At 66.2% G+C, this 22,206-nt stretch carries 9 protein-coding genes; 1 reads left to right on the top strand and 8 read right to left on the bottom strand.

Translation table 11 applies throughout. The features are described 5' to 3' along the window. Positions 1–22: 22 nt before the first annotated feature. Positions 23–3,070 (top strand): PAS domain S-box protein, encoded by a 3,048-nt coding sequence (locus tag KW845_RS24400; protein WP_218371939.1) that lies wholly within the window; start codon positions 23–25, stop codon positions 3,068–3,070. Here KW845_RS24400 and treY read toward each other — a convergent pair. From treY to glgA, 8 genes are all read right to left on the bottom strand, one after another. Beyond that, on the bottom strand, positions 3,051–5,624 hold the full coding sequence (treY, locus tag KW845_RS24395) for a malto-oligosyltrehalose synthase (protein WP_218371938.1): 2,574 nt from the start codon (positions 5,622–5,624) through the stop codon (positions 3,051–3,053). The genes KW845_RS24400 and treY overlap by 20 nt on opposite strands. Next, complete coding sequence (malQ, locus tag KW845_RS24390) at positions 5,621–7,741, bottom strand: 4-alpha-glucanotransferase (protein ID WP_218371937.1); 2,121 nt, start codon at positions 7,739–7,741, stop codon at positions 5,621–5,623. The genes treY and malQ overlap by 4 nt, the downstream gene beginning before the upstream one ends. Beyond that, positions 7,738–9,486: a malto-oligosyltrehalose trehalohydrolase gene (treZ, locus tag KW845_RS24385; protein ID WP_218372171.1), complete on the bottom strand. Its 1,749-nt coding sequence runs from the start codon at positions 9,484–9,486 to the stop codon at positions 7,738–7,740. The genes malQ and treZ overlap by 4 nt, the downstream gene beginning before the upstream one ends. A 95-nt stretch (positions 9,487–9,581) precedes the next feature. Next, on the bottom strand, positions 9,582–11,702 hold the full coding sequence (gene glgX, locus KW845_RS24380; RefSeq protein WP_218371936.1) for a glycogen debranching protein GlgX: 2,121 nt from the start codon (positions 11,700–11,702) through the stop codon (positions 9,582–9,584). Continuing rightward, positions 11,699–13,897: a 1,4-alpha-glucan branching protein GlgB gene (gene glgB / locus KW845_RS24375; protein WP_218371935.1), complete on the bottom strand. Its 2,199-nt coding sequence runs from the start codon at positions 13,895–13,897 to the stop codon at positions 11,699–11,701. The genes glgX and glgB overlap by 4 nt, the downstream gene beginning before the upstream one ends. Continuing rightward, a complete protein-coding gene (gene treS / locus KW845_RS24370; RefSeq protein ID WP_218371934.1) occupies positions 13,894–17,226 on the bottom strand; it encodes a maltose alpha-D-glucosyltransferase in 3,333 nt (1,110 codons plus the stop codon). Before treS ends, glgB begins: the two co-directional genes overlap by 4 nt. A gap of 14 nt (positions 17,227–17,240) precedes the next feature. Then, positions 17,241–20,477: a maltotransferase domain-containing protein gene (locus tag KW845_RS24365; RefSeq protein WP_218371933.1), complete on the bottom strand. Its 3,237-nt coding sequence runs from the start codon at positions 20,475–20,477 to the stop codon at positions 17,241–17,243. Positions 20,478–20,490: 13 nt separating this feature from the next. Further along, positions 20,491–22,059 carry a glycogen synthase GlgA gene (gene glgA, locus KW845_RS24360; RefSeq protein WP_218371932.1) on the bottom strand — a complete coding sequence of 523 codons (1,569 nt, stop codon included), beginning with the start codon at positions 22,057–22,059 and terminating at the stop codon, positions 20,491–20,493. Positions 22,060–22,206: the final 147 nt, after the last annotated feature.

Genomic DNA, 22,206 nt, shown 5'->3' with positions numbered 1-22,206 from the left:
CTGCATGTCGATAGAGGGTGTGATGTTCTCAAGGCAAGACCGGGTAAGCAATCCTTGGGCCGATATTCGTGCGCGCCTGGAAGACGAACGCGTCATGCTGCAGCGCATTGCCGCGGGCGCGCCATTGGCCGACGTATTGGGCGATGCCATGCGCGCTGTCGAGCAGCAGTCCAGCGCGGACTTGATGACATCGATCATGTTTGTCGATGAGGTGGGTGGTCGCCTGCATGGCCAGATCGCCCCCAGCCTGCCGCCCGAGTTCCTTGCGGCTACCGAAGGTGTGGAAATCGGCGCGAACGTCGCTTCCTGGGGCGCCGCGGCATACCTGGGCAGCCCGGTCTACGTGGCCGACATCGCCACACATTCCAACTGGCTGCCTTGGCGCGAAGTGGCCCTGAAGTTCGGCTTGAGGTGCTGCTGGTCTACCCCCATCAGGGGTACCGACGGCACGCTGCTGGGGATTTTTTCGAACTATTACCACACAGTGCGTATCCCCACGCCGCGGGATATCGACGCCATTGCGCTGGTCACCCGCGTCGCCACGCTGGCGATCGAGCGCCAACAGACCGAGCATGCCCTGCGCGAGAGCAATCAACGCTGGCGCGGCATGTTCGAGCGCATGCAGGAAGGCTTCTTTCTTAGCGAAGCCATGCGCGACCCCAAGGGGCGGATCGCGGATTTCCGCTTCCTGGCAGTCAACCCCGCTTTTGAGCAGCAAAGCGGCTTGCACGCCGGCCAGACGCTGGGCCATACGCTACGCGAGATGATGCCGCGCGTGCCCGACATGATCATGGAAACCTTTTCCAATGTGGTCGAGACGGGCATATCGACACAGTTCGAGCTGGCAGCCTCAGTCCATGGCAAGCAAGCCTGGTACGAAGCCCACGTACATAAAGAAGGGCCTGACCGGATCACGGTGCTGGTGCTGGACATCACGGGTCGCAAGGCGGCCGAGGAAGAACTGTGGGCCGAGCAGCATCGCAAGAACTTCCTGTTGTCGCTGGTGGACCAGATGCGCGAAATCCACCAGCAGGCTGATATCGAGCATGCGGCCTGTGAAGCGCTGGGCCGGCAACTGGATCTTGGCGTGACGGCCATCCTGGAGTTCGATGCCAGGGGCCAGTTCGACAAGGTGGCCACGCATTGGATGTCGGACCAGGCCGCAGAAGAAGGCGAGTCCCTTGATCACCGCCAACTCGGCAGCGAATGCGAGCAAGCCTTCGATGAAGGCCGAACCTCATATCTGTCGCCCTTGCTGACTACGGCGGCGGGCGACACCAGCCCCATGGCCATCGCCATACCGTTGCGTCGCTGGGGCTGGCCCACCGGCCTGCTGTATGTGCGGGCGCAGCGCAGCCGGCCGTTCAAGGGGGCCGATATCGGGTTCATTGAAGAAACGGCCGAGCGCCTGTGCGAGGCCATCGAGCGGTCGCAGTATGCGCGCGTCCTGGAGCAGCGCATCGAATCGGCCATTGCCGAACGCGACCGGATATGGCGCCTGTCGCCCGAGCTGCTGGCCGTGGCGAATGCGCACGGCCGCTTCGTCAGCGTGAACCCCGCCGTTCGCACCATCCTGGGTTGGACACCAGAACAGTTCCTGGCGATGCCGCTGCGCGAATTGATACACCCCCAAGACCTGCAGCGGGTCAGCGACAGCCTGCTGCATACCGAAGACCCCGGCCCCCGGATATCGCACCTGGAGTGCCGCGTGCTGAACAAGCGGGGCGGCCATAGCTGGATCACCTGGACAATTTCCTGGGCGCACGATAATTTTTACCTGGTCGGGCGCGACGATACCGATTTCAAGGCGCAGGCCGAGCAACTGCGGCAGGCGCAGGCTGCATTGCTGCAGGCTCAGAAAATGGAAGCCGTCGGTCAACTTACCGGCGGTATCGCCCACGATTTCAATAATATGCTGCAGGGTATCAGCGGCGCCTTGTACCTGATCCAGCGCAAGCTCGATGCCGGCAAGTACGAGGACGCCAACCGCTTCATCGCAACCGCCATGGACTCCACCGGTCGCGCTGCGCGGCTTACCCAACGGCTGCTGAGCTTTTCCAGGCGCCAGCCGCTGGATCCCAAGCCACTGGGCCCCGCGGCGACGCTCGCTTCCATGGAAGAGCTGTTCCGTCGCTATACCAGCGAAGGCATCACATTGGTATGCCGCACCGACCCTGATGTGCACACGGTCAAGTGCGATGTCAACCAGTTCGAAAGTGCCTTGCTGAACCTGGTGATCAACGCTTGCGATGCCATGCCCGATGGCGGCCGGCTCGTGGTGGAAGCACGCAACATCTGGCTCGAGGCGGATTTCCTGGGCCATCATCCTGATGTGCAGCCCGGCGACTTCGTCGAGGTCAGTGTCTCGGACGAGGGTTGTGGCATGTCGCCCGAAGTGCTGACGCGCGCCTTCGAGCCTTTTTTCACGACCAAGCCACTGGGCGAGGGTACGGGCCTGGGCTTGTCGATGATCTACGGCTTTGCCCGCCAGGCAGGTGGGCTGGTGTCCATAGACAGCTTGCCCGGTAACGGTACCGTGGTACGGCTATGCTTGCCGCGCTATGCTGGCCGCCCGGCGGGCGATGCGCCCGCCGCCGCGCGCGTGGCAGCCGATGCCGGCGAATTGCCGGCTGAGGCCGTCATCGTGCTGGTCGAAGACGACACCAATGTGCGGGAAATGGTACGCGAAAGCCTGGTTGGGCTGAATCTGCGCGTATTGACCGCGTCGGACGGCGAAGCCGGCGCCCAGCTCGTGGCCAACACGCCGGTGCTCGACCTGCTGCTGACCGACGTGGGCCTGCCGGGGATGAACGGACGCAAGCTGGCCGACGTTGCACGCGAGACCCATCCTGGCCTGAAGGTACTGTTCATGACGGGCTATGCCGAAAACGTCGTGGACGGCAGCGAATTCCAGGGCGAAGGGCTCGAAGTCATCATGAAACCGTTTTCGCTGGGCGAACTGATACGGCGCATTCGCAAGATGCTGCAGCAGAAGCCGGCCGGAAATACAGTCTTGCCAGCCTCTCAACTGGCAATGGAAGGCGCCATCGTCAAGCCATCCACACGCTGACGGGCGCGTCCTGCAGCAGTTGCGCCAGCGCCAGGCAGTCGCGGGTGTCCGTACGCAGCGATTGGTGGGTTTGCGTGTTGCGCCAGGCCTGGCGGCACAGGCCTGCCGGCAGCCGAATGCGGGTATCGGCCCAGAATGCCGCTGCCTGTTCGGCGTTTTGCTGGCCGGACAGGCGCATGGCGCACAGGTGCGGCACGACCACCAGCGCATGCTGGTCATCGTGGCAGCGGGCGAATGCCACCACGTGGGCGGCCTGGGCGCCGTGCACCGAAAGCGGCAGGTAGCTGCCGTGATCGAACAAGAGCGGATGCGCCGCGCGCAAGTGCAGCAAGCGCTGGATCAACTGTTGCTTGGCGTGCCCCGCCTGCGACAGGGCCGCGGCACGGGCGGCATAGTCCACCGGTTGGCGATTGTCGGGGTCTACCAGGCTGAAATCCCAGAACTCCGTGCCCTGATATAAATCGGGCACGCCGGGTACGGTCAGCCGCAAGGTAGTCTGGGCCAGGCTGTTGACCAGGCCGGCTGGGGCGATGCGCTGCGCGAAACCGGCTATCCGGGCAAGCGCCGGCGGGTGCCCGTCGTCGCCGGCCTGTTGCAGCTTGTCCAGGTAGGTTTTGCCGGCCGCTTCGTAGTCCAGGTCTGGCTCGGTCCAGTTGGAATGCTGCTTGGCTTCGCGTAGCGCCTTGCCTTGCCATGTTTGCACGCGCGCCAGGAAAGCGGCCACGCCGTCTGTGTCGCCAGGCTGAAGATCCAGCGGCCAGGCTCCCACCAAGGTCTGCAGCAGCATGTAGCGGTCGGTGGCCGCGGGCGGCGTGCCCGGGGCACCGAGCCATTGCTGCACCTGTCGCAGCCATTCCAGCGGTATCTCGGTCAGTACGGCCAGGCGGGCACGCACGTCTTCTCCGCGCTTGTGGTCATGGGTGGCGGTGGCCAGCATGGCGGCGGGAAAGCGCCGCGCACGCGCTGCGCAAGCGCGGTGGAATTCAGCCACCGAGAGTGCGAATTGTTCGGGCGATGCTCCTACCTCATTGCGCGACAACAAGGGACCGTATCGGTAGAACAAGGTGTCTTCCAGCGCCTTGGCAGCTACCGGCGGCGTCAATTGCTGGAAACGCCGCAGCGCCAGGCGCTGGGCAGGGTGCTGTGCATCGCCGGCCAGCCAGCGATTGACCTGGTCCAGCAGTTCATTGTCGGCGTGCGACAAGGCGGTGCCCGGCAATTGTCGCGCCCGTGTCGCCGCCGCCTGGCAGCAGGCCTGGTCGGCCGCATTGCGCCCGTGCGGACCTGCATACGTGCGATACACCGGAAACGCCGCCAGCCATCGCGTCAGCACGCGGTCGATGGCGTCCTCGCTCCAGTCGCGGGTGTCGGGTTCCGAGCGGGCCACCCGCAGCAGGGCTTGCACCAGGGCGCGACGCTCGGCCGCGAAATGGCGTGTCAGCATGCGCAGCCGGGCGGCTTCCAGTTGTTCCCGCACCGGACGGGCGTCATTGACCAGCACCTGCCAGGCCTGGGTCAGGACGGATGCGGCGGCCGGATCGTGCAGCAATGCGCCAGCCTGGTCCATGAAGTCGTAGCCGGTGGTGCCATCGATTTCCCAGCGCTCGTCCAGCGCTTCGCCGGGGCCCAGTATCTTTTCCACTACCAGATAAGGATCGCGTGGCAGGCCGGCCAGCAGGCGCGCATCGCCGCTGTCGCGCAATGCCGTGCGTAGCCGCCGGCAGTAGTCGATGGGGTCGGCCAGTCCATCTACGTGGTCGACCCGCACGCCATCGACCAAGCCCTCGGCGTACAGGCGCAAGACCAAGGCATGGATGGCATCGAAGACCTCAGGCTGCTCGACCCGCATCCCTGTCAGTCCGGAGATCTCGAAGAAGCGGCGCCAGTTGATCTGGTCGGCGGCCGTACGCCACCAGGCCAGCCGGTAGTGCTGCTGTTCAAGCAGCTGGTGCAGGCGGGTGCGGCCGGCTTCGGTATCCGGGTCGTGCGAATCGCGCGGATTTCCCGGTGAGCGCTGGGTGGGCTGCGTGCCCGCGGCCAGCGGCAGCCGGGCACCGGCCGCGTCGATGACAAACTCGTGCGCGCCGGCGTCGTAAGCCAGCTGGATTTCGCCGGTGCGCAGGCTGGTGCCGTACTGCTGGCTGAGTTGCGGCAGCAGCACCTTGCCATGCAGGGCAGGGTCGGCGGGTTTCCAGTCGATGTCGAACCAGTCGGCGTAGCGGCTGTCCGGCCCCTGTGCCAGGACGTCGCGCCACCAGGGGTTGGCGTAATCGGCGGCCATGTGATTGGGCACGATGTCGATGATCAAGCCCATTTCATGGCTGCGCAAGGCTGTCACCAGGCGCCGCAGCGCGGGCTCGCCGCCAAGTTCGGCGCTGAGCTGCCCATGGTCGACGACGTCGTAGCCGTGGGTGGAGCCGGGACGGGCTTGCGTCACGGGCGAAAGGTATAGGTGGCTGATGCCCAGTTGGGCGTAGTAGGGGACCTGGCTGGCCACGTCATCCAATGTGAACGTGCCATGCAGTTGCAGCCTGGCAGTGGCGCGGGGTGTCATGGCGCGCTCCGTGCCGCTTTGATGGCCTCTATGCAGGCGCGCAATGTCGGGTCTTGCAGCAGGGCGTTTGTGCCATGCGGCAAGCGTTGCCGCCAGTTGGGGTGCTCGCCCACGGTGCCGGGCAAGTTGGGCTGGTCTGCCATGGCGGCCAGATCTTCCAGGGGAGCCAGCATCAGCGGTGCAGGGGTGGCGGCCACGAAGCCCAGCATGGCGGCGATGGGTGCGTCGTCCGGTGGCGGACCTGCGCCCGCCAGGCCGGCTGCGTGCAGGCTGGCCCAAAGGATCGTGCGCTCGGCCTGGCGTGAACGCCGGGCGCTTGCAGGCTGTCCGGCTGCCGCCGGCCGCAGGCGTTCGCGCCAGTGCAGGTCACGCCCTTCCCACCATCCGCGTAGCGTGGGCAGGTCGTGCGTATCGGGCATGGCAATGGCGTCGGCGGGCCACGCCTGGGCAGGCAGGAAACTGGCAGGCGTTTGCGGATCCGCGCCGCGCGGTGTTGCGGTTTGAAACCACAGCACGCTGGTGCCCAGGATGCCGCTGCGCGACAGCCGTTCGTTGAAACCCGCTGGCACGGTGCCCAGGTTCTCGCCCACGATCAGGGCACGATGACGCCAGGCTTCCAGCGCGATAAGCCGCAGCAGGTCGTCCAGCGGATAGTGCAGGTACGCCCCCTCGGCAGGGGACGCGCCCGGCGGTACGACCCAAAGCCGTGCCAGCCCCAGGACATGGTCTACACGCAATCCGCCGGTGTCGGCCAGTACGGCGCGCAGCATCTCGATGAACGCCGCATAGCCCGAGTCGCGCAACGCCTGGGGTGAAAACGCGGCCAGGCCCCACTGTTGGCCGGCCGAGTTGAAGATATCGGGCGGCGCCCCGATCGACAGGTCCGCCAGGACATCGGCCTGGCGGCTCCAGGCATGGCTGCCTCGCGGGTCGGTCCCCACCGCCAGGTCGGCGATCAGCCCCAGGCGCATGCCGGCGTGGCGGGCCTGGCTCTGGGCCTGGGCCAGGCTGGTACGCGCCAGCCACTGGGCAAAGATGTGAAAACCGACTTCGCGCTCGTGCGCCGCGCCGAACCCCCGGGTGCGAGGCGATCCAGGGTCGCGCAGGGCGTCGGGCCATTGCCGCCAATCATTGGCGCCAGCCGAGTCGGCGGCATGCCGGGCATGCAGTACTTCGAATACGGCATGATTCTGCAGTGCCTCGCCGCCTGCCTGGCGAAACCGCACGCAAGCATCCTGCAATACCGGTGCGGCATTCGGGAAACCGTCATATAGCTTGCGCAATAACGCCATCCGCAAGGCGCCGGCCGCCGGCCAATCGACCTGGCAGGCCTGTTCCAGCGCAGTTGCGCGATGCCCGGTGTCGACCGCCGCCATGGCCGCGCGAACCTCATCGGCCGTGAATACCGCGCACGGATCGGCGTACAGCACATTCAGGAACAGCCGGCTGGATGGGGCATACGGGCTGCAGGCGCCAGGCTCGGCACTGAACATGGCGTGCACGGGGCTGATGGCCAGGGCGTCTGCGCCATGCTGTGCAACTTGGCAGGCCAGTTCGGCCAATGCGCCGAAATCGCCGTACCCGGCTGCCGCAGGGTGGAGGGCCGGGTCGGCGTGGCGCAAGCTGTATATTTGCGCGGCGATGCCCCAGGCACGCGGCCGGTCCTGCTGCAGCAGTTCCGACGGCGAGGGACACCTGGCCGGCGCCACCGCCAGGCGCATGGTCTGGCTATCGAATTCCAATTGGTGGTAGCCCGGCAGATCGGGCACCGGCAGGCTGGCATGCCCACCATCGCTGATTGTCTGGCCCTCGGCCAGCGTGCCGTCTTCGTACGTGATGCGGTAGCGGCGCGGGCGCGTGCCTGGCAGGCGCAGGCGCTCGCCCGCCTGCACGACGGTCAGTGGCGGCGAGGCGATCTGCGGCTGGCGCAAGAACGCCAGGCTGTCGCCGATCTGCGCCGGCGTGGCGGCAGGAAGTGCCATGGCTTCGAGAACCGCGCGCAGCGTATCGGGGGTCACGGTCTGCTCCCGCCCATGAGAGTCTGTCCAGCCTACCGCCAGGCCTGCGGCTTCGGCCAGCGCCGTCAACGGCTCCGGGGCCGGCGCGTTGGTGGTCATGGCGTTTCCTCGATGACACATACGGTGCACGCTGCGGGCAACGTGCCTGCGGCCAGCGCGCCGCATGCGCCCGGGCAGCTCTCGAATAGCACCAGCGCCGTCGTCACCTGTGGCAACGGGCCTGGCAATGCGCTGATTTCTGTTCCGAGATTGGTGTACAGCGACAGCCTTGCCTCATCGCTCATGCGCCAGTGCGCGGCCACGGCTCGAGGGCCCAGCGGGTAGGCCGCCTCGACACGTATCCCAGCCAGCCGCGGCACGACCATGCGTTGGCGCACGGCCAGCAAGACCTGGTAATACTCCAGCCATTGCTGTGCATCGGGCCCGTCGGTCCAGGGGTAGCAGCATGCATACGTACCGTATTCATTGGGGTCCGGCAATGGCATCGAACCGTCGCCCCGGGGGCCGGCATCGAAGCGGAATTCGCGTTGCCGGCCTTCACGGACGGCCTGCGCCAGTGCCGGATCGCGATGATCGGTGAAATACAGGAAAGGCGCCTGCGAGCCACATTCCTCGCCCATGAATATCAACGGTATCTGCGGGGCCAGCAATTGCAGGGCCACGGCCGCCCGCAGGGTGTCCTGGCGTTCGCCCACGAGCGTGCGCAAGCGTTCCCCCAGGGCGCGGTTGCCGGTCTGGTCGTGATTCTGCAGGAACAGCACGAAGGCGGTGGGGCACAGGTCGGCGCTGGGCTCTCCGCGCAACCGCGCTGCGTTGCGCAACGTGGGCTGGCCCTGGTAGACAAATCCTTCGGCCAGGCAGCGCGCCAGCATCTCGGCGGGTTCCCGCACGTAGTCGGCGTAATAACCGTGAGTCTCGCGCGTAAGCAGGTGATGTAGCACGTGGTGGCCATCATCGTTCCATTGCGCATCGTAGCCGTCCCGCAGCAGCGAGGCGCGGTTGCCATGGTTCTCGACTACCAGGTGGACGTGACGCTGCGCCGAAATATGGCTGCGTACGTAGCGTGCCAATTGGGGTAGCCATTCCGGGTTGGCGATGGCATGCACCGCATCGAGCCGCAAGCCATCGAAGCGGAATTCCGTCAGCCAGTACAAGGCGTTTTCTTCGAAATAGCGGCGCACTTGCGGACGCCGGAAGTCGATGGCCGGCCCCCACGGCGTCTGTATGTCGTCGCGGAAGAATTCTTTGGCGTAGGCCGGCAGGTAATTGCCGTCGGGGCCGAAATGGTTGTAGACCACGTCGAGCATGACGCTCATGTTCAGCGCATGCGCAGCATCGATCAGTTTCTTTAGCTGTAGCGGCGTGCCATAGCAGGTGTCGGGCGCGAATGGCAGCACGCCGTCGTACCCCCAATTGCGCTGACCGGGAAAATCCGCGATCGGCATCAACTGCAGCACGGTAATGCCCAGCGTCGCCAGATCAGGCAGCCTATCCTGCAAGCCAGCGAAACCGCCTGCCAGGCCTGCATGAACCTCGTAAATCACCGCTTCATCCCAGGGCCGGCCGGCCCAGTCGGGCGTTGACCAGGCATGGCCGCCCGGCGCGGTGACCACGCTCTGGCCGTGTACATCGTCGGCTTGCAGGCGCGAGGCCGGGTCCGGTACCGTGCGGTCCGCATCGAGCCGATAGCAATAGCGCGTGCCCGCGGGGCAGGCCACGTGCGCGCGCGCCCAGCCAGCCTCATCAGGCTGCAAGGGGATGGGCGCCATGCCTTCGATTTCCAGGGCCAGGGTGGCGGGGGCCGACGGCGCCCATAAGTGGAAGTGAGTCGTGCCGTCCGGCATGGCCAGCGCGCCAAAGGTGGGGAAGGCGTCATCGACGAGCGCCTGCAATGGCTCCGGCGTGCCGGCCTGGCCGGCATGGCGGGGAACCGTGGGCGTCATGACCGGTTCCCCGCTGTGCGCGCGGCAAGCAGCGCCAGACTGTGTGCGGCGATCTCCAGAGTGTCGCCATCGACAGGCTGCGGCGGGCGCTGCGTTGCGGAGCTGTCCAGCTCCAACGTCCACGCCAATGCGGGCGGTGCCAAAGTGAAGACGGCCGGTGCATCACCGGCATTGAGCAGCATCAAGGTGACATCCACCTCGTCCGCATCGTCGCTGGTACTGGCGCGACGCATCGCCAGGCAGTGGCGGCCGGCATCCTCCCACGTCGCGGTGTCCATCGGCTGGCCGTTTTCGGCAAACCACGACAGCGCCGCGATGCCGGGTGCGATTTCGTTGTCGACATCGTCATAGCGGGCGGTTCGCAGGCTGCAGTGGGCCTTGCGCAATGAAGTCAGCCGGCCCACATAGTGGGTCAACGCTGCGCCAGGATCGTCGGCGGCCTGGGACCAATCCAGCCAACTGATTGGGGTGTCCTGGCAATAGGCGTTGTTATTGCCTTCCTGGCTGTTGCCGAATTCGTCGCCCGCCAATAGCATGGGCGTGCCGTCGGCCAGCAGCACCGTGGCCAGCATTGCGTGCTGGGCGAGGGCACGCAGCGTTTCGACGTCCTGGCCGCCGCCCGGGCCTTCGTTGCCCCAGTTGGCGCTGAAGTTCTCGCCATGGCCATCGTTGCCATCTTCGCCGTTGGCCTCGTTATGGCTGCCGCTATAGGCCACTACGTCGCGCAATGTGAAGCCGTCATGCGAGGCGGCGTAATTGATCGTGGCCCAGGGGCGCCGGTGGCGACGGTCGAACAGGTCGCGCGAACCGGCCAGGCGCGCCGCCAGTTCGCCGACCATGCCGTCATCGCCGCGCCAGTAGCGGCGAACGCCATCCCGGAAGCGATCGTTCCACTCGGCAAACCCGGGAGGATGCTGGCCCAATTGGTAGCCGTCGGGCCCCACATCCCAAGGCTCGGATATCAGTTTCAGGCGCGCCAGCTCCGGGTCTTGCAGGATGGCATCGAAGAACCCCGATCCTGGGTCGAAGCCGGTGCCTTCTCGACCCAGCGTGACCCCCAGGTCGAAACGGAAGCCATCCACCTGGTAGGCTGAAGCCCAGTAGCGCAACGAGTCCATCACCATCTGCAGGACCCGTGGATGAGAGATATTGACCGTGTTGCCACAGCCGGTATCGTTGATGTAATGACGCTCGTCGCCGGGAATCAGGCGGTAATAGCTGGCATTGTCCAGTCCGCGCCATGACAGGGTGGGGCCCAGCTCGTTGCCTTCGCAGGTATGGTTGTAGACCACATCCAGGATGACCTCGATGCCCGCGGCATGCAGGCGCCGCACCGCCTGCTTCAGTTCATTCGGGCCGCCTTGCGGAACGTACGCAGGTTCAGGTGCAAAAAAAGACAGCGTGCTGTAGCCCCAGTAGTTGCGCAAGCCGCGCTCGACCAGGAAACGATCCTGCAGGAAGGCATGGACGGGCATCAGCTCGACCGCGGTGACTCCCACGCGGTGCAGGTGGTCGATGAAGCGCGGGTCTGCCAAGGCGCTGGCAGTGCCGCGCAGAGGCGGGCGCAGGTCGTCGCGTTGCATCGTGGCGCCGCGTAGATGCACTTCGTACAGCACGGTATCGCGCCAAGGGGTGCCGGGGGGCACGTTGCGACCCCAGTCGAAGTAGTCGTCGATCACGATGGCCTTGGGCATGGCCAGGGCGCTGTCGCGCCGGTCCATGCTCAGGTCGGCCTTGGCGTGCTGCATGCGGTAGCCGAACAGCACGTCCGACCAGCGCGGTGCGCCCGTCAAGCGGCGCGCATAAGGGTCGAGCAGGAGTTTGTGCGGATTGAAGCGATGGCCGTTGCGCGGGTCATAGGGGCCGTGGGCGCGGTAGCCGTATACCAGCCCGGGTTGCGCATCAGGCAGATACCCGTGCCAGACTTCGTCGGTACATTCGGGCAGCGTCAGTCGGCACAATTCTTTGCGGCCGCGGTCATCGAACAGGCAAAGCTCGATACGCGTGGCGTTGGCCGAGAAAACCGCAAAATTGACGCCCAGGCCGTCGCTGGCCGCTCCCAGGGGATACGGGGAACCCGAAGTCAGCCGCCGTTGCGCGGGAATAGCCATGGTCATACCTCGTGGCGTAGCAGTAGTGTGGAGAACGGGGGCAGCGTCAGCGATACCGATTGCGCCTGGCCGTGGGCTGGCGTGCCATCGGTATGGGCCAGGATGGGGCCCGCCAATCCTGTACCGCCGTAGGCCGCATCGTCGGTATTGATCCGTGCGCGCCAGCGGCCCGCTACAGGTATGCCGATGCGGTAGTCATGGCGCGCCACCGGCGTGAAATTGCACACCGCCAGTACGTAATGCTGGCCATCGGTACGCACGAAGGCAAGCACACTGTTGGTTTCGTCGTCGCCCACCATCCAGGCAAAGCCCGATGGATCGGCATCGCGCCGGTGCAGTTCGGGCAGTTCGCCATACAGATGATTCAGATCGCCTACCAGCCGCTGCATGCCGCGCCGCGCCGGGTCGTCCAGCAGGCCCCAGTCGATGGCGGCATCGTGGTTCCATTCGTCTTGCTGGGCAATCTCGCCGCCCATGAACAGCAGCTTCTTGCCGGGATGGGCCCACATATAGCCGTAGTACAGGCGCAGCTGCGCCATACGGTCGGTATGGCTGCCCGGCATCTTGCCCAGTAGCGAACCCTTGCCGTGCACCACTTCGTCATGGGAAAGAGGCAGTATGTATCGCTCGGAATACGCATACATCATGCCGAAGGTGACATCGTGATGATGGTAGCGGCGATGCACCGGGTCGTGGCGCATGTAGCGCAGCGTGTCGTGCATCCAGCCCATATTCCACTTGTAGTCGAAGCCCAGGCCGCCGTCCTGGACGGGCGCGGTGACGCCCGGCCAGGCTGTTGATTCTTCGGCCACGGTGATGGCGCCCGGGCATTCGCAGCCCACCACGGTATTGAGCTCACGCAGGAAATCGACCGCCTCGAGATTCTCGCGCCCGCCATGGCGGTTTGGAATCCATTCGCCCGGCGCGCGGCTATAGTCTCGATACAGCATCGAGGCCACGGCATCGACGCGCAGTCCGTCTATATGAAAATCGCGCAGCCAGTGCAGGGCGCTGGCGATCATGTAGGCCTTCACCTCGTTGCGCCCCAGGTTGTAGACCATCGTGTTCCAGTCGGGATGGAATCCCTCGCGCGGATCGGCGTATTCGTACAGCGCGGTGCCGTCGAAGCGGACCAACCCGTGGGCGTCGTTGGGAAAGTGCGCGGGTACCCAATCCAGTATCACGCCCAGCCCCGCCGCGTGGCATTGGTCGATGAAGCGCGCGAAATCGGCCGGCGTGCCGTAGCGGGCTGTGGGCGCGAACATGCCCAGCGGCTGGTAGCCCCACGAGCCGCCGAACGGGTACTCCATGATGGGCATCAGCTCGATATGCGTAAAGCCCAGGGCGCGTGCGTAAGCCGGCAGGCGTTCGGCCAGGCGGTCCCATAGCGGGCCGGGCGCGGGATCGCCCAGCCATGACCCGATGTGCACTTCGTAGATCGCCATGGGCGCATCGGGGCTTTGGCGGGCGGCGCGCCCTTCCATCCATGCCGCGTCGTTCCAGGCGTAGGGGGCCGGATCGGGCACGATGGAAGCGGTGGCGGGCGGCGCCTCGGTCTGGCGGGCCATGGGATCGGCCCTGAGCGTGGTGGCGCCGTCGGCACCCAGTATTTGGTATTTGTAGCGGCTGCCCGCTGCCACGCCGGGCATGAAAATCTCCCAGACGCCGGCGGTATGGCGCAGACGCATGCCGTGGCGCGCGCCGTTCCAGCCGTTGAAGTCGCCGATCAAGGCCACGCGGCGTGCATTGGGGGCCCATACCGCGAATCGTACGCCGGCCACGCCATCGATCTCGCACTGCCGCGGACCCAGGGCCAGTCCGGCGTACAGCCATGAGCCTTGTGCCAGCATGCCCAGGTGCGCGTCATCGAGCAGCGGGCCGTAGGCGTAAGGGTCGTCGATTTCCTCGGTGCCACCGGGCCAGCGCACCCGCAGGCGATAGGCTGGTTTCCCATTGCCCGCGTGCTTGCCGATGTCGGCCGCATACAGGCCGTCGCCTATCGGGGGCAAGGCCAGCGTCGACCCGTCGGCGAATACCGCGTCTACTCCCAGCGAGCAAGGCATCAGCACCCGCAGCAGCGTCAGCTCCGCCACGGTATGGAGGCCCAGTACGCCGAAAGCATCGGGATAGCGGCCCGCCACCAGGGCTTCCTGCACCGTGGGCTCGAGGCCGGGGGTGTTGGTTTGCGCCATTTTGCTCATGGGCGGTGTTCCTCGTGATCGACAGCGGCCGCCATCAGTTCAGCGCGCGCCAATTCGGCCAGGCCGCACAGCGGGATAGCCACCCAGTCGGGGCGATGGTGTGCCTCGTAACAGATCTCGTAGGCCGCTTTCTCGATCAGCGCGGCCTGTACCAAGGCTTGTTCCCGCGCGGGCGGCAAGCGCAGCGCGGGCTCGGCGGCCGCATGGTAGCCCTCGGTGAAGGCCTGGACCGCACGGGCGCGGAACTGCGCCAGCAGGGTGCCGCGGCGATCTTGCCCACTGTCGGCGGGCGGGCCGGAGCCGCCCTCGGGCACCGGTGCGGTGGCGCCGGGCGGTTCGCTGCGGCTGACGGTGGCCATGGCGTAATCGAACGAGCGCAGCATGCCGGCCACATCCTTCAACGGGCTGGCCTTGGCGCGCCGTTCGGAGAGCGGCCGGGCCGGCTCGCCCTCGAAATCGATCAGGTAGGCGTCGGTGTGCGCCAGCAGTACCTGGCCCAGGTGGAAGTCGCCATGGATACGCAAGTGCGTGGCGCCGGTCTCGGCCTGGGCCAGCAGGGTAGCTTGCCGGGCCAGCCGGTCGCGATGCTCGCGCAGCCAGGCGGCGCAGGCACGCGCGGTGGCATCCAGTGTGTGGTCCAGCCCTTGCAGCAGCACCAGGGCGCGGTCGAGCATGGCTACGATCTCGTCGGCGCGCGCTTGCGCGTCTTCCGCCTGGCAGGTCTGCGGCGCGAAGGCGGGATCGTCGCAGGGTTGGACCAGCACATTGTGCAGCTCCGCCAGCCGTCTTCCCACGGTGCTGGCCACGGTGGCATAGCCGGACAAGCTTTCGTCGAACTCCTCGACGCTTGCATTGCTCAGCAGCGCATCGTCCAGGGTGCGTTTCAGGTAGCCGATGGTCCAGGTCCAGGCATCGCCTTCGTGCAGCAGGTAGGCATGCAGCAGGGCCAGGGTGCGCATCGACCCGTCGGCGTCACGGCGGGCCACTTCTCCCAGCAGGGCTGGCGTGTTGGCATAGCCGGCCTGGGTCAGCCGCCGTGACATCTCCACTTCGGGGAACATGCCGGGTTCGATTCGGCGCAAGATCTTCAAGATGGCCTGGCTACCCAGGGTGATCGACGTGTTGCTTTGTTCTCCGCTATGCCACTGCAGGGCTATGTCGGCTGGCAGTACCAGGTCGTGCAGGCCGGCCTCCGGCAGGAAACACAATGTCGAGGCCGATTCGCCGCCGGCGGCCTGTTCGCGCCCGGTTTGCAGGGCGGCCACCAGCGTGCGCACATAGCCTTCCTGGCGCGATGCGTCAGTCAGTATGCCCACGTCGGCGCCGCGGCGGGTGCGCGCCAGCACGTAGTCTTGCGGGGACGCGGCATGCCAGGCCACTGCCAGCGGCACATGCAGGCGCGTGCGCGCCGTGCCGGTGCCGGTTTCCAATTCAGTGACCAGATATTCTTCGCTGCCGCCGCTGGCCAGGGGCGTGCTGTCCACCAGGCGCGCCACGCCTATTTTGTGCTCGGCCGGAAACCAGCGCTGGCGTTGCAGGAAGGCGGGCAACACATCATGTTCGAGCGCGCGCCGCGAGGATTCTGTCAGCGCAAATCCGCTGCGCCCCCGCATTACCAGGGTGGTCAGGTCGGGCATGGGTTCGGTCTGCTGCGCGTGCCAGGCGGGCGAGGCGCGGTCGCTGCTCAAGTCGAACCAGTAGAAACCATAAGGCGGCAGGGTCAGCATGTAAGGCAGCGCGCCGATGTCGGGAAACGGGCTTTCGCCCAGCATCTCGACGGGAACTTTGCCGGCGTACGCAGCCAGGTCCAGCTCGACCGGCTGGGCGGCGCTGGACAGGTTGGCCACGCACAAGATGGCGTTGTCGCCTTCCTGGCGCAGGTAGGCCAGAATCTTGCGGTTACCGGGATACAGGAACTGGAGCGAACCGCGCCCGAACACCTGCGACTGCCGGCGCGTCGCCACCATGCGGCGGGTCCAGTTCAGCAGCGAATGCGGGTCGCGCTGCTGGGCCTCGACGTTGACAGCCTCATAGCCGTACAAGGGCCCCATCAGCACCGGCAAGGGCAGGCGTTCCGGGTCGGCCCGCGAGAATCCGCCATTGCGGTCGGGCGACCATTGCATGGGGGTGCGCACGCCATCGCGGTCGCCCAGGTGGATGTTGTCGCCCATGCCCAGTTCGTCGCCGTAATACAGCACCGGCGTGCCGGGCATGGACAGCAGCAGGCTGTTCATCAGTTCGATGCGGCGCCGGTCGCGGTCGAGCAAGGGCGCCAGCCGGCGCCGGATGCCCAGGTTGATGCGGGCGCGCTTGTCGGCAGCGTAAACATTCCACAGATAATCGCGCTCTTCGCTGGTTACCATCTCGAGCGTCAGCTCGTCGTGGTTGCGCAGGAAAATCGCCCACTGGCAGGTCGCGGGAATCTCCGGCGTCTGCTTGATGATGTCCGTGATGGGAAAGCGGTCTTCCTGCGCGATCGCCATGTACATCCGCGGCATCAGCGGAAAATGGAACGACATGTGGCATTCGTCGCCGGCGCCGAAATATTCCTGTGCATCTTCGGGCCATTGGTTGGCCTCGGCCAATAGCATGCGGCCGGGGTATTCGGCGTCCATTACGGCGCGGATCTGGCGCAGCACCTGGTGGGTTTCTGGCAGGTTCTCGTTGTTGGTCCCTTCGCGTTCCACCAGGTAGGGCACGGCGTCCAGTCGCAGGCCGTCCACCCCCATGTCCAGCCAGTAGCGCATTACCGACAGGATCTCTTTCAGGACCTGGGGGTTGTCGTAGTTCAGGTCCGGCTGGTGCGAATAGAAACGATGCCAGAAGTAGGCCCCGGCTTCGGGATCGCGCGTCCAGTTCGATTTTTCGGTGTCGCAGAAAATGATGCGGGTGCCCGAATACGCCTGGTCGTCATCAGACCATACATAGTAATTGCGGGCAGCGCTGCCCGGACGGGCGCGCCGCGCACGCTGGAACCACGGATGCTGGTCCGAGGTGTGGTTGACCACCAGTTCGGTGATGACGCGCAGGCCGCGTGCGTGGGCGGCGCGGATGAAGCGCCGCGCATCCGGCACGGTGCCGTAGTCGGGGTGTACGCCGCGATAATCGGCAATGTCGTAGCCGTCGTCGCGACGCGGCGACGGGTAAAAGGGCAATAGCCAGATGGTATCCACGCCCAGGCTGGCAATGTAGTCCAGCTTGGCGGTCAGGCCTTCGAAATCACCAATGCCGTCATTGTTCGCATCGTAGAACGAGCGTATGTGCAACTGGTAGATCACCGCGTCCTTGTACCAGAGCGGTGCTGTCAGGGCGGATCGTGCAGAGGACATAGAAGCTCCGCGGCTCATACATGCGCCGACAGGCGCCATAAGCGATAAGGTTGATCGGGATGCAGCGTGATGTCGCGCCATTTGCCATGCCAGGATTCCTGTTGCTGCTCCAGCAGGTCCTCGGCGCACAGCAGGCCGTCGTCAGGTTGGCCGAACAGCCAGAGCGGCGCCTCCAGCCGGACCGATTGCGCCTGGTGCGGGTCCAGGCTGATGGCCGCCAGCACCACATTGCCGCGGCTCGGCGTGGCCTTCCAGAAACCCAGTACCTTGTCGTTGCCGGTTTCGACGGCGGTGAATCCCTGGTGGGTCTGCAAGGCAGGGTTGGCTCGGCGGATGGCGTTCAATCGGGCAATCTGCGCCGTGATATTGCCCGGCGCCTGCCAGTCGCGCTGGCGCAATTGGTACTTTTCGGAATCCAGGTATTCCTCTTTGCCGGGCACGGGCTGGAATTCGCACAATTCGAAGCCGCTGTACACGCCCCACAGGCCCGAGGTGGTGGCGGCCAGTGCTGCGCGGATGAGAAAGCCCGGCCGGCCCGACGTCTGCAGGAAATACGGATTGATGTCCGGGGTGTTGACGAAGAAATGCGGGCGAAAGAAGTCCGCCGCGGGCGGGGCGGACAGCTCTTGCAGGTATTCGGTCAATTCGTGCCTGGTGTTGCGCCAGGTGAAGTAGGTATATGACTGGGTGAAGCCCACCTTGGCCAGCCGGTACATCATCTTCGGGCGGGTGAACGCCTCGGACAGGAAGATCACGTCAGGGTGCCGGCCTTGCACTTCCCCTATCAGCCATTCCCAGAAGGGCAGGGGCTTGGTGTGCGGGTTATCCACCCGGAAGATGCGTACTCCGTGGTGTACCCAGAACAGGACGACATCCCGCAGGGCCAGCCACAATGACGACTTGCGGGCCCGCCGGCCGCTGCCGCCATAGAACGACACATTGACGATGTCTTCATATTTCTTCGGCGGGTTTTCGGCATAACGGATGGTGCCATCGGCGCGCCGTTCGAACCAATCGGGATGCTGGGCCAGCCAGGGATGATCCGGCGAGCACTGGATGGCGAAGTCCAGGGCGATTTCCATGTCGTGCTCGCGCGTGCGTTGCACCAGCCGCAGAAAATCGGACAACGTGCCCAGTTCGGGGTGTATGGCATCGTGGCCCCCTTCGGCGCCCCCGATGGCATAGGGGCTGCCCACATCGCCCTCCTGGCTGTGCAGGCTGTTGTTGGGCCCTTTGCGGTGCGTGCGGCCGATAGGATGGATGGGCGGGAAGTACAGCACATCGAATCCCATGTCGCGCACTTGCGGCAGGCGCGCGATCACGTCGTCGAACGTGCCATGCATCTGGGGCTCGGCTGCCATCGAACGGGGAAACAATTCATACCAGCTTGCATAGCGGGCCGCGCGACGGTCCACCCATAAAGGATAGGGCGCCGCACTCGAGTAATGGAACGGCTTGTCGCCAAGCTCGCGCATGGCGTCGGCCAGGCCGTCGGCCAGCAGCGCCTCTACGGCCTGGTCACCGCTCGCGGCCTGGTCTTTTCCCGTTTCCAGCGCGGCGACCAGGGGGGCCAGCACGGCCTCGGCGGCCGACGCCTCGCGAGCGAGCGCCAACGCAGCGCGCAGCAGGGCGGCCCCGTCCATCAGGTCGGCCGTCAGGTCCAGGCCGGCGTCGCGCTTTTTCATCAGGTCGGTGCGAAAGGTTTCCCACGTGTCGCGCCAGGCGCTGATCATGAATTCGTGGCGGCCAACGCGATATGGGCTGATCGAGGCTTCCCAGCGATCGTTGGGCAATGCACGCATCGGTACTGTGCGCCAGCCGGTCTCGTCGGCTGCGCGCCACAACACCTGGGCAGCCAGCTTCTCGTGGCCATCGGTATAGATGTCCGCTTGTACGCATACCTGGTCATGGGCCACGCATTTGGTGGCGAACCGGCCGTTGTCGACCGTCGGGGCCACGTTCTCGACCGCGATGCGGCTGCCTCGTCGGATATGCGAACCGCCGCGGCGGCCGATGGCGGCCATCTGCACAGGGGGCAGCGGCCTGATGATGAACACTGCGACGCCTTCCGGCTCCAGCGCCGCGCCGCGCAGGCGCACAGCAGGCGGTATGTTGTCATGGTGTGGCTCGCCGGCCGGCAGCAGGCGGCCGACGTGATCCCAATCTACACGGGCCGGCAGGTCGGCGGCGGGGTTGGCCAGCAGCACCCGCGCGCCCGAACTGGCGCCGTCGGCGCAAGTGTCGTGGTGCACCAGCACTGTGCACATGCCATCCCGCCCGCCGCTGACGCACAGGGCGCCTGCGGAAGGCAGCTCACGTATCCAGGCATTGAGCTGCGCGTACATTTGCTGGCGCGTATCGAGCCCGCCCTCGACCAGGATGCCGTCGCCGCTGACGCCGGCGGTCCACAGCGCCCGCTGAGCCTGCGGACGGGTGGCCGATGCTAGGCCCGGCGGCGTGGCGATCACCGGGGCGATGGCGCGCAGGCGGGCGTGCTCTTCGGCCAGCCACGGCGAGTGGAAATCCCACCACGGCAGCGAAGAAAAGACGGCATCGAAGCCCGCCCCGCGCAGGGCCTTGAGTTGCTGGGGGTCCAGGCCCGGCGTCCACGCCAGGAAGCGGCGATCGGGGAAGGCGGCGCGTAGCGGCGCCAACATGGCGCGCCAGTCGTCCGCGTCGATACGATGCGGCGCGTCGATGCGAAAACCCGCCAGCCCCGCGTCCAGCCAACGCGCCAGCCGCTCGCTCCAGTCATGGATGAAGCCTTGCGGTAGCGGCCCTTCGCGCAGATAGCGGATGCCGTGCTCGCTCAGTGCCATGCGCGGATCGCGGGCAGGATCGTCGACTGGCGGCAGATACCAATCCGGATACCGCATATTCGCAGCGCAATCGGCGGCAATGCGGTCCAGCACGAGATCCATATACACCTGCAGGCCGTGGCGCGCGCCGCTGGCCGCCACGCGCTGCAACAAGGCGGGCAGGGCGGCACCGGTAGCCAGGCCGGGATCGGCGCGGTCTGGATCCAGGGGGGCTGCCGACCAGGCCGCGCCCGCCGGGCGCAGCCACAGCGGGTCGGTCAGCAAGGCGTTGAAACCGGCTGCGCGCACGCGCTTGCACAAGGTGTCCCAGGGTAGGGCTGGGTCGGCCCCGGGGCGGCCGATCTCGGTCCCGCGCACGTAATAAATGCGTAGCGGTTCCTGCGCCGCGGGCGCGGCGCCCGGCAGGCCAGCCTGGTGCGTGGGACTCTCCATGCGTGTCCTGGCCTCAGTAGGCTAACGGTACGGGTATACCGCCGTCGAGCGGATGCCGCGCGTAGGCCGGCACGGGCTCTGGCCGAATCGTGGGCGCGGGCACCTGGCCACGCGGCGAGGCACCGGCCAGGCTTGCGAACAGGTCGATGTAGGGCCGGGCCGCCATGTCCCAGCCGAATTCGCAGGCCATGCCATTGCGTTGCATGCATCGCCATACTGCGGGCTGCGCGTACAAACGCAGGGCGCGATCGATCGCCTGACCCATGTCGTGCGGGCTGTCGCCATCGAACAGCACGCCGGTCGCGGCCAGCATGGCTTTGTCGCCGCCCAGCTCACCCGGATCGACAATGGTGTCGGCCATGCCGCCCACGCGCGAGCCGATCGGCACAGCGCCATAGCGCATGGCGTATAGCGGGGTCAGGCCAAAGGGCTCGAAGCGGCTGCCGTGCAGCAGCATGTCGGCCCCGGCATGCAGGCGATGGGCAATGCCCTCGTCATAACCTATGCGCACGGCGCAACGGCCAGGATAGCGTGCCGCGAGCTCCACAAGCGCCTGTTCATACCGGTGGTCGCCGCAGCCGATGACAGCCACTTGCAGGCCCGGGTGGCGTTCCATCGCGGCGGGCAGTGCCTGGACGGCCACATCGGCCATCTTCTGTTCGGTGAGGCGGCTACCCATGGCCAGCAAGGCGGCGCCGCGCTCGACGTGCAACCCCAGGGCATTTTGCAGCGCGCGCTTGGCCTGCGTTTTCCCGGCCGGCTTGCGCGCGCTGTAGCCGATGCGGCCCAGATGCGGATCGCTGGCCGGGTTCCACAGGATGTCATCGATGCCATTCGGAATGGGCACCAGGTCCGCAGCGCGGGCGCGTAGCAGCGGATCCAGGCCGCAGCCGAACTCCGGCGTGAGGATTTCGCGGGCGTAGTTGCGGCTGACTGTCGTGATACGGTCGGCATAGCGCAGGCCTGCCTTCAGGAAGCTCAGCTGATCGTAGAACCGGGCGCCATCATCGGTGCAATAGCTTTCGGGTATGCCCAGCTCGCGCGCGCAAGCCAGCGGAAACATCCCCTGGAACGCCAGGTTGTGAACGGTAAACACCGTTTTTACATAGCGCAGTCCTGCCGCGCGCACCAGCAAAGGCACCAGGCCGGCGTGCCAATCCTGGGCATGCAGAATGTCCGGCTGGCGCGCGCCCGGCAGGCCGCCAGCCATGCGTACGGCGGCGTGCGCCAGGGCTGCGTAGCGCAATGCGTTGTCGGCGTAGGGCTGGCCGTGTTCGTCCTGGTACAGGCCGTGGCGGTCGTACAGGGCGTCATTGCACAGCAAGTACACGGGCAGGCCCGATTCCGGGCATAGTGCGCCCACCAAGGTCGCTTCGCCTCCGGGCATGCCGGCCAGGTGCGCGATATGGTGGGTCCCGACTACGCGTTCCCGCACGCCGCGGTAGGCCGGCATCAAGAGGCCCACTTCCGTGTCGGCGCGGCTGAGCGCCTGCGCCAGGCCTGTCACGGCATCGCCCAGGCCGCCGCTCTTGGCCAGGGGGAATGCCTCGGATGCCACCATCAAGCTTCTTGTTCGCGCCATGACCGCTCCCGTGCGTGTGCTGTGTATGCTTGTACCCAGATGAAAAAGGGACGTGCTTTTATTACCCGGGATAAGTACGCAAGCAGCGTGCCCGCCATGGCAAGCAGGCCAGTCCAACGATAGGCGGGGATTTTCAGGGCGGGGCGG

This window comes from Bordetella sp. BOR01 (genome assembly GCF_019218885.1).
GTDB lineage: Bacteria > Pseudomonadota > Gammaproteobacteria > Burkholderiales > Burkholderiaceae_B > Bordetella_A.
The sequence above is the reverse complement of the archived record's forward strand: the minus strand, read 5'-3'. Positions and strand labels throughout refer to the sequence as shown.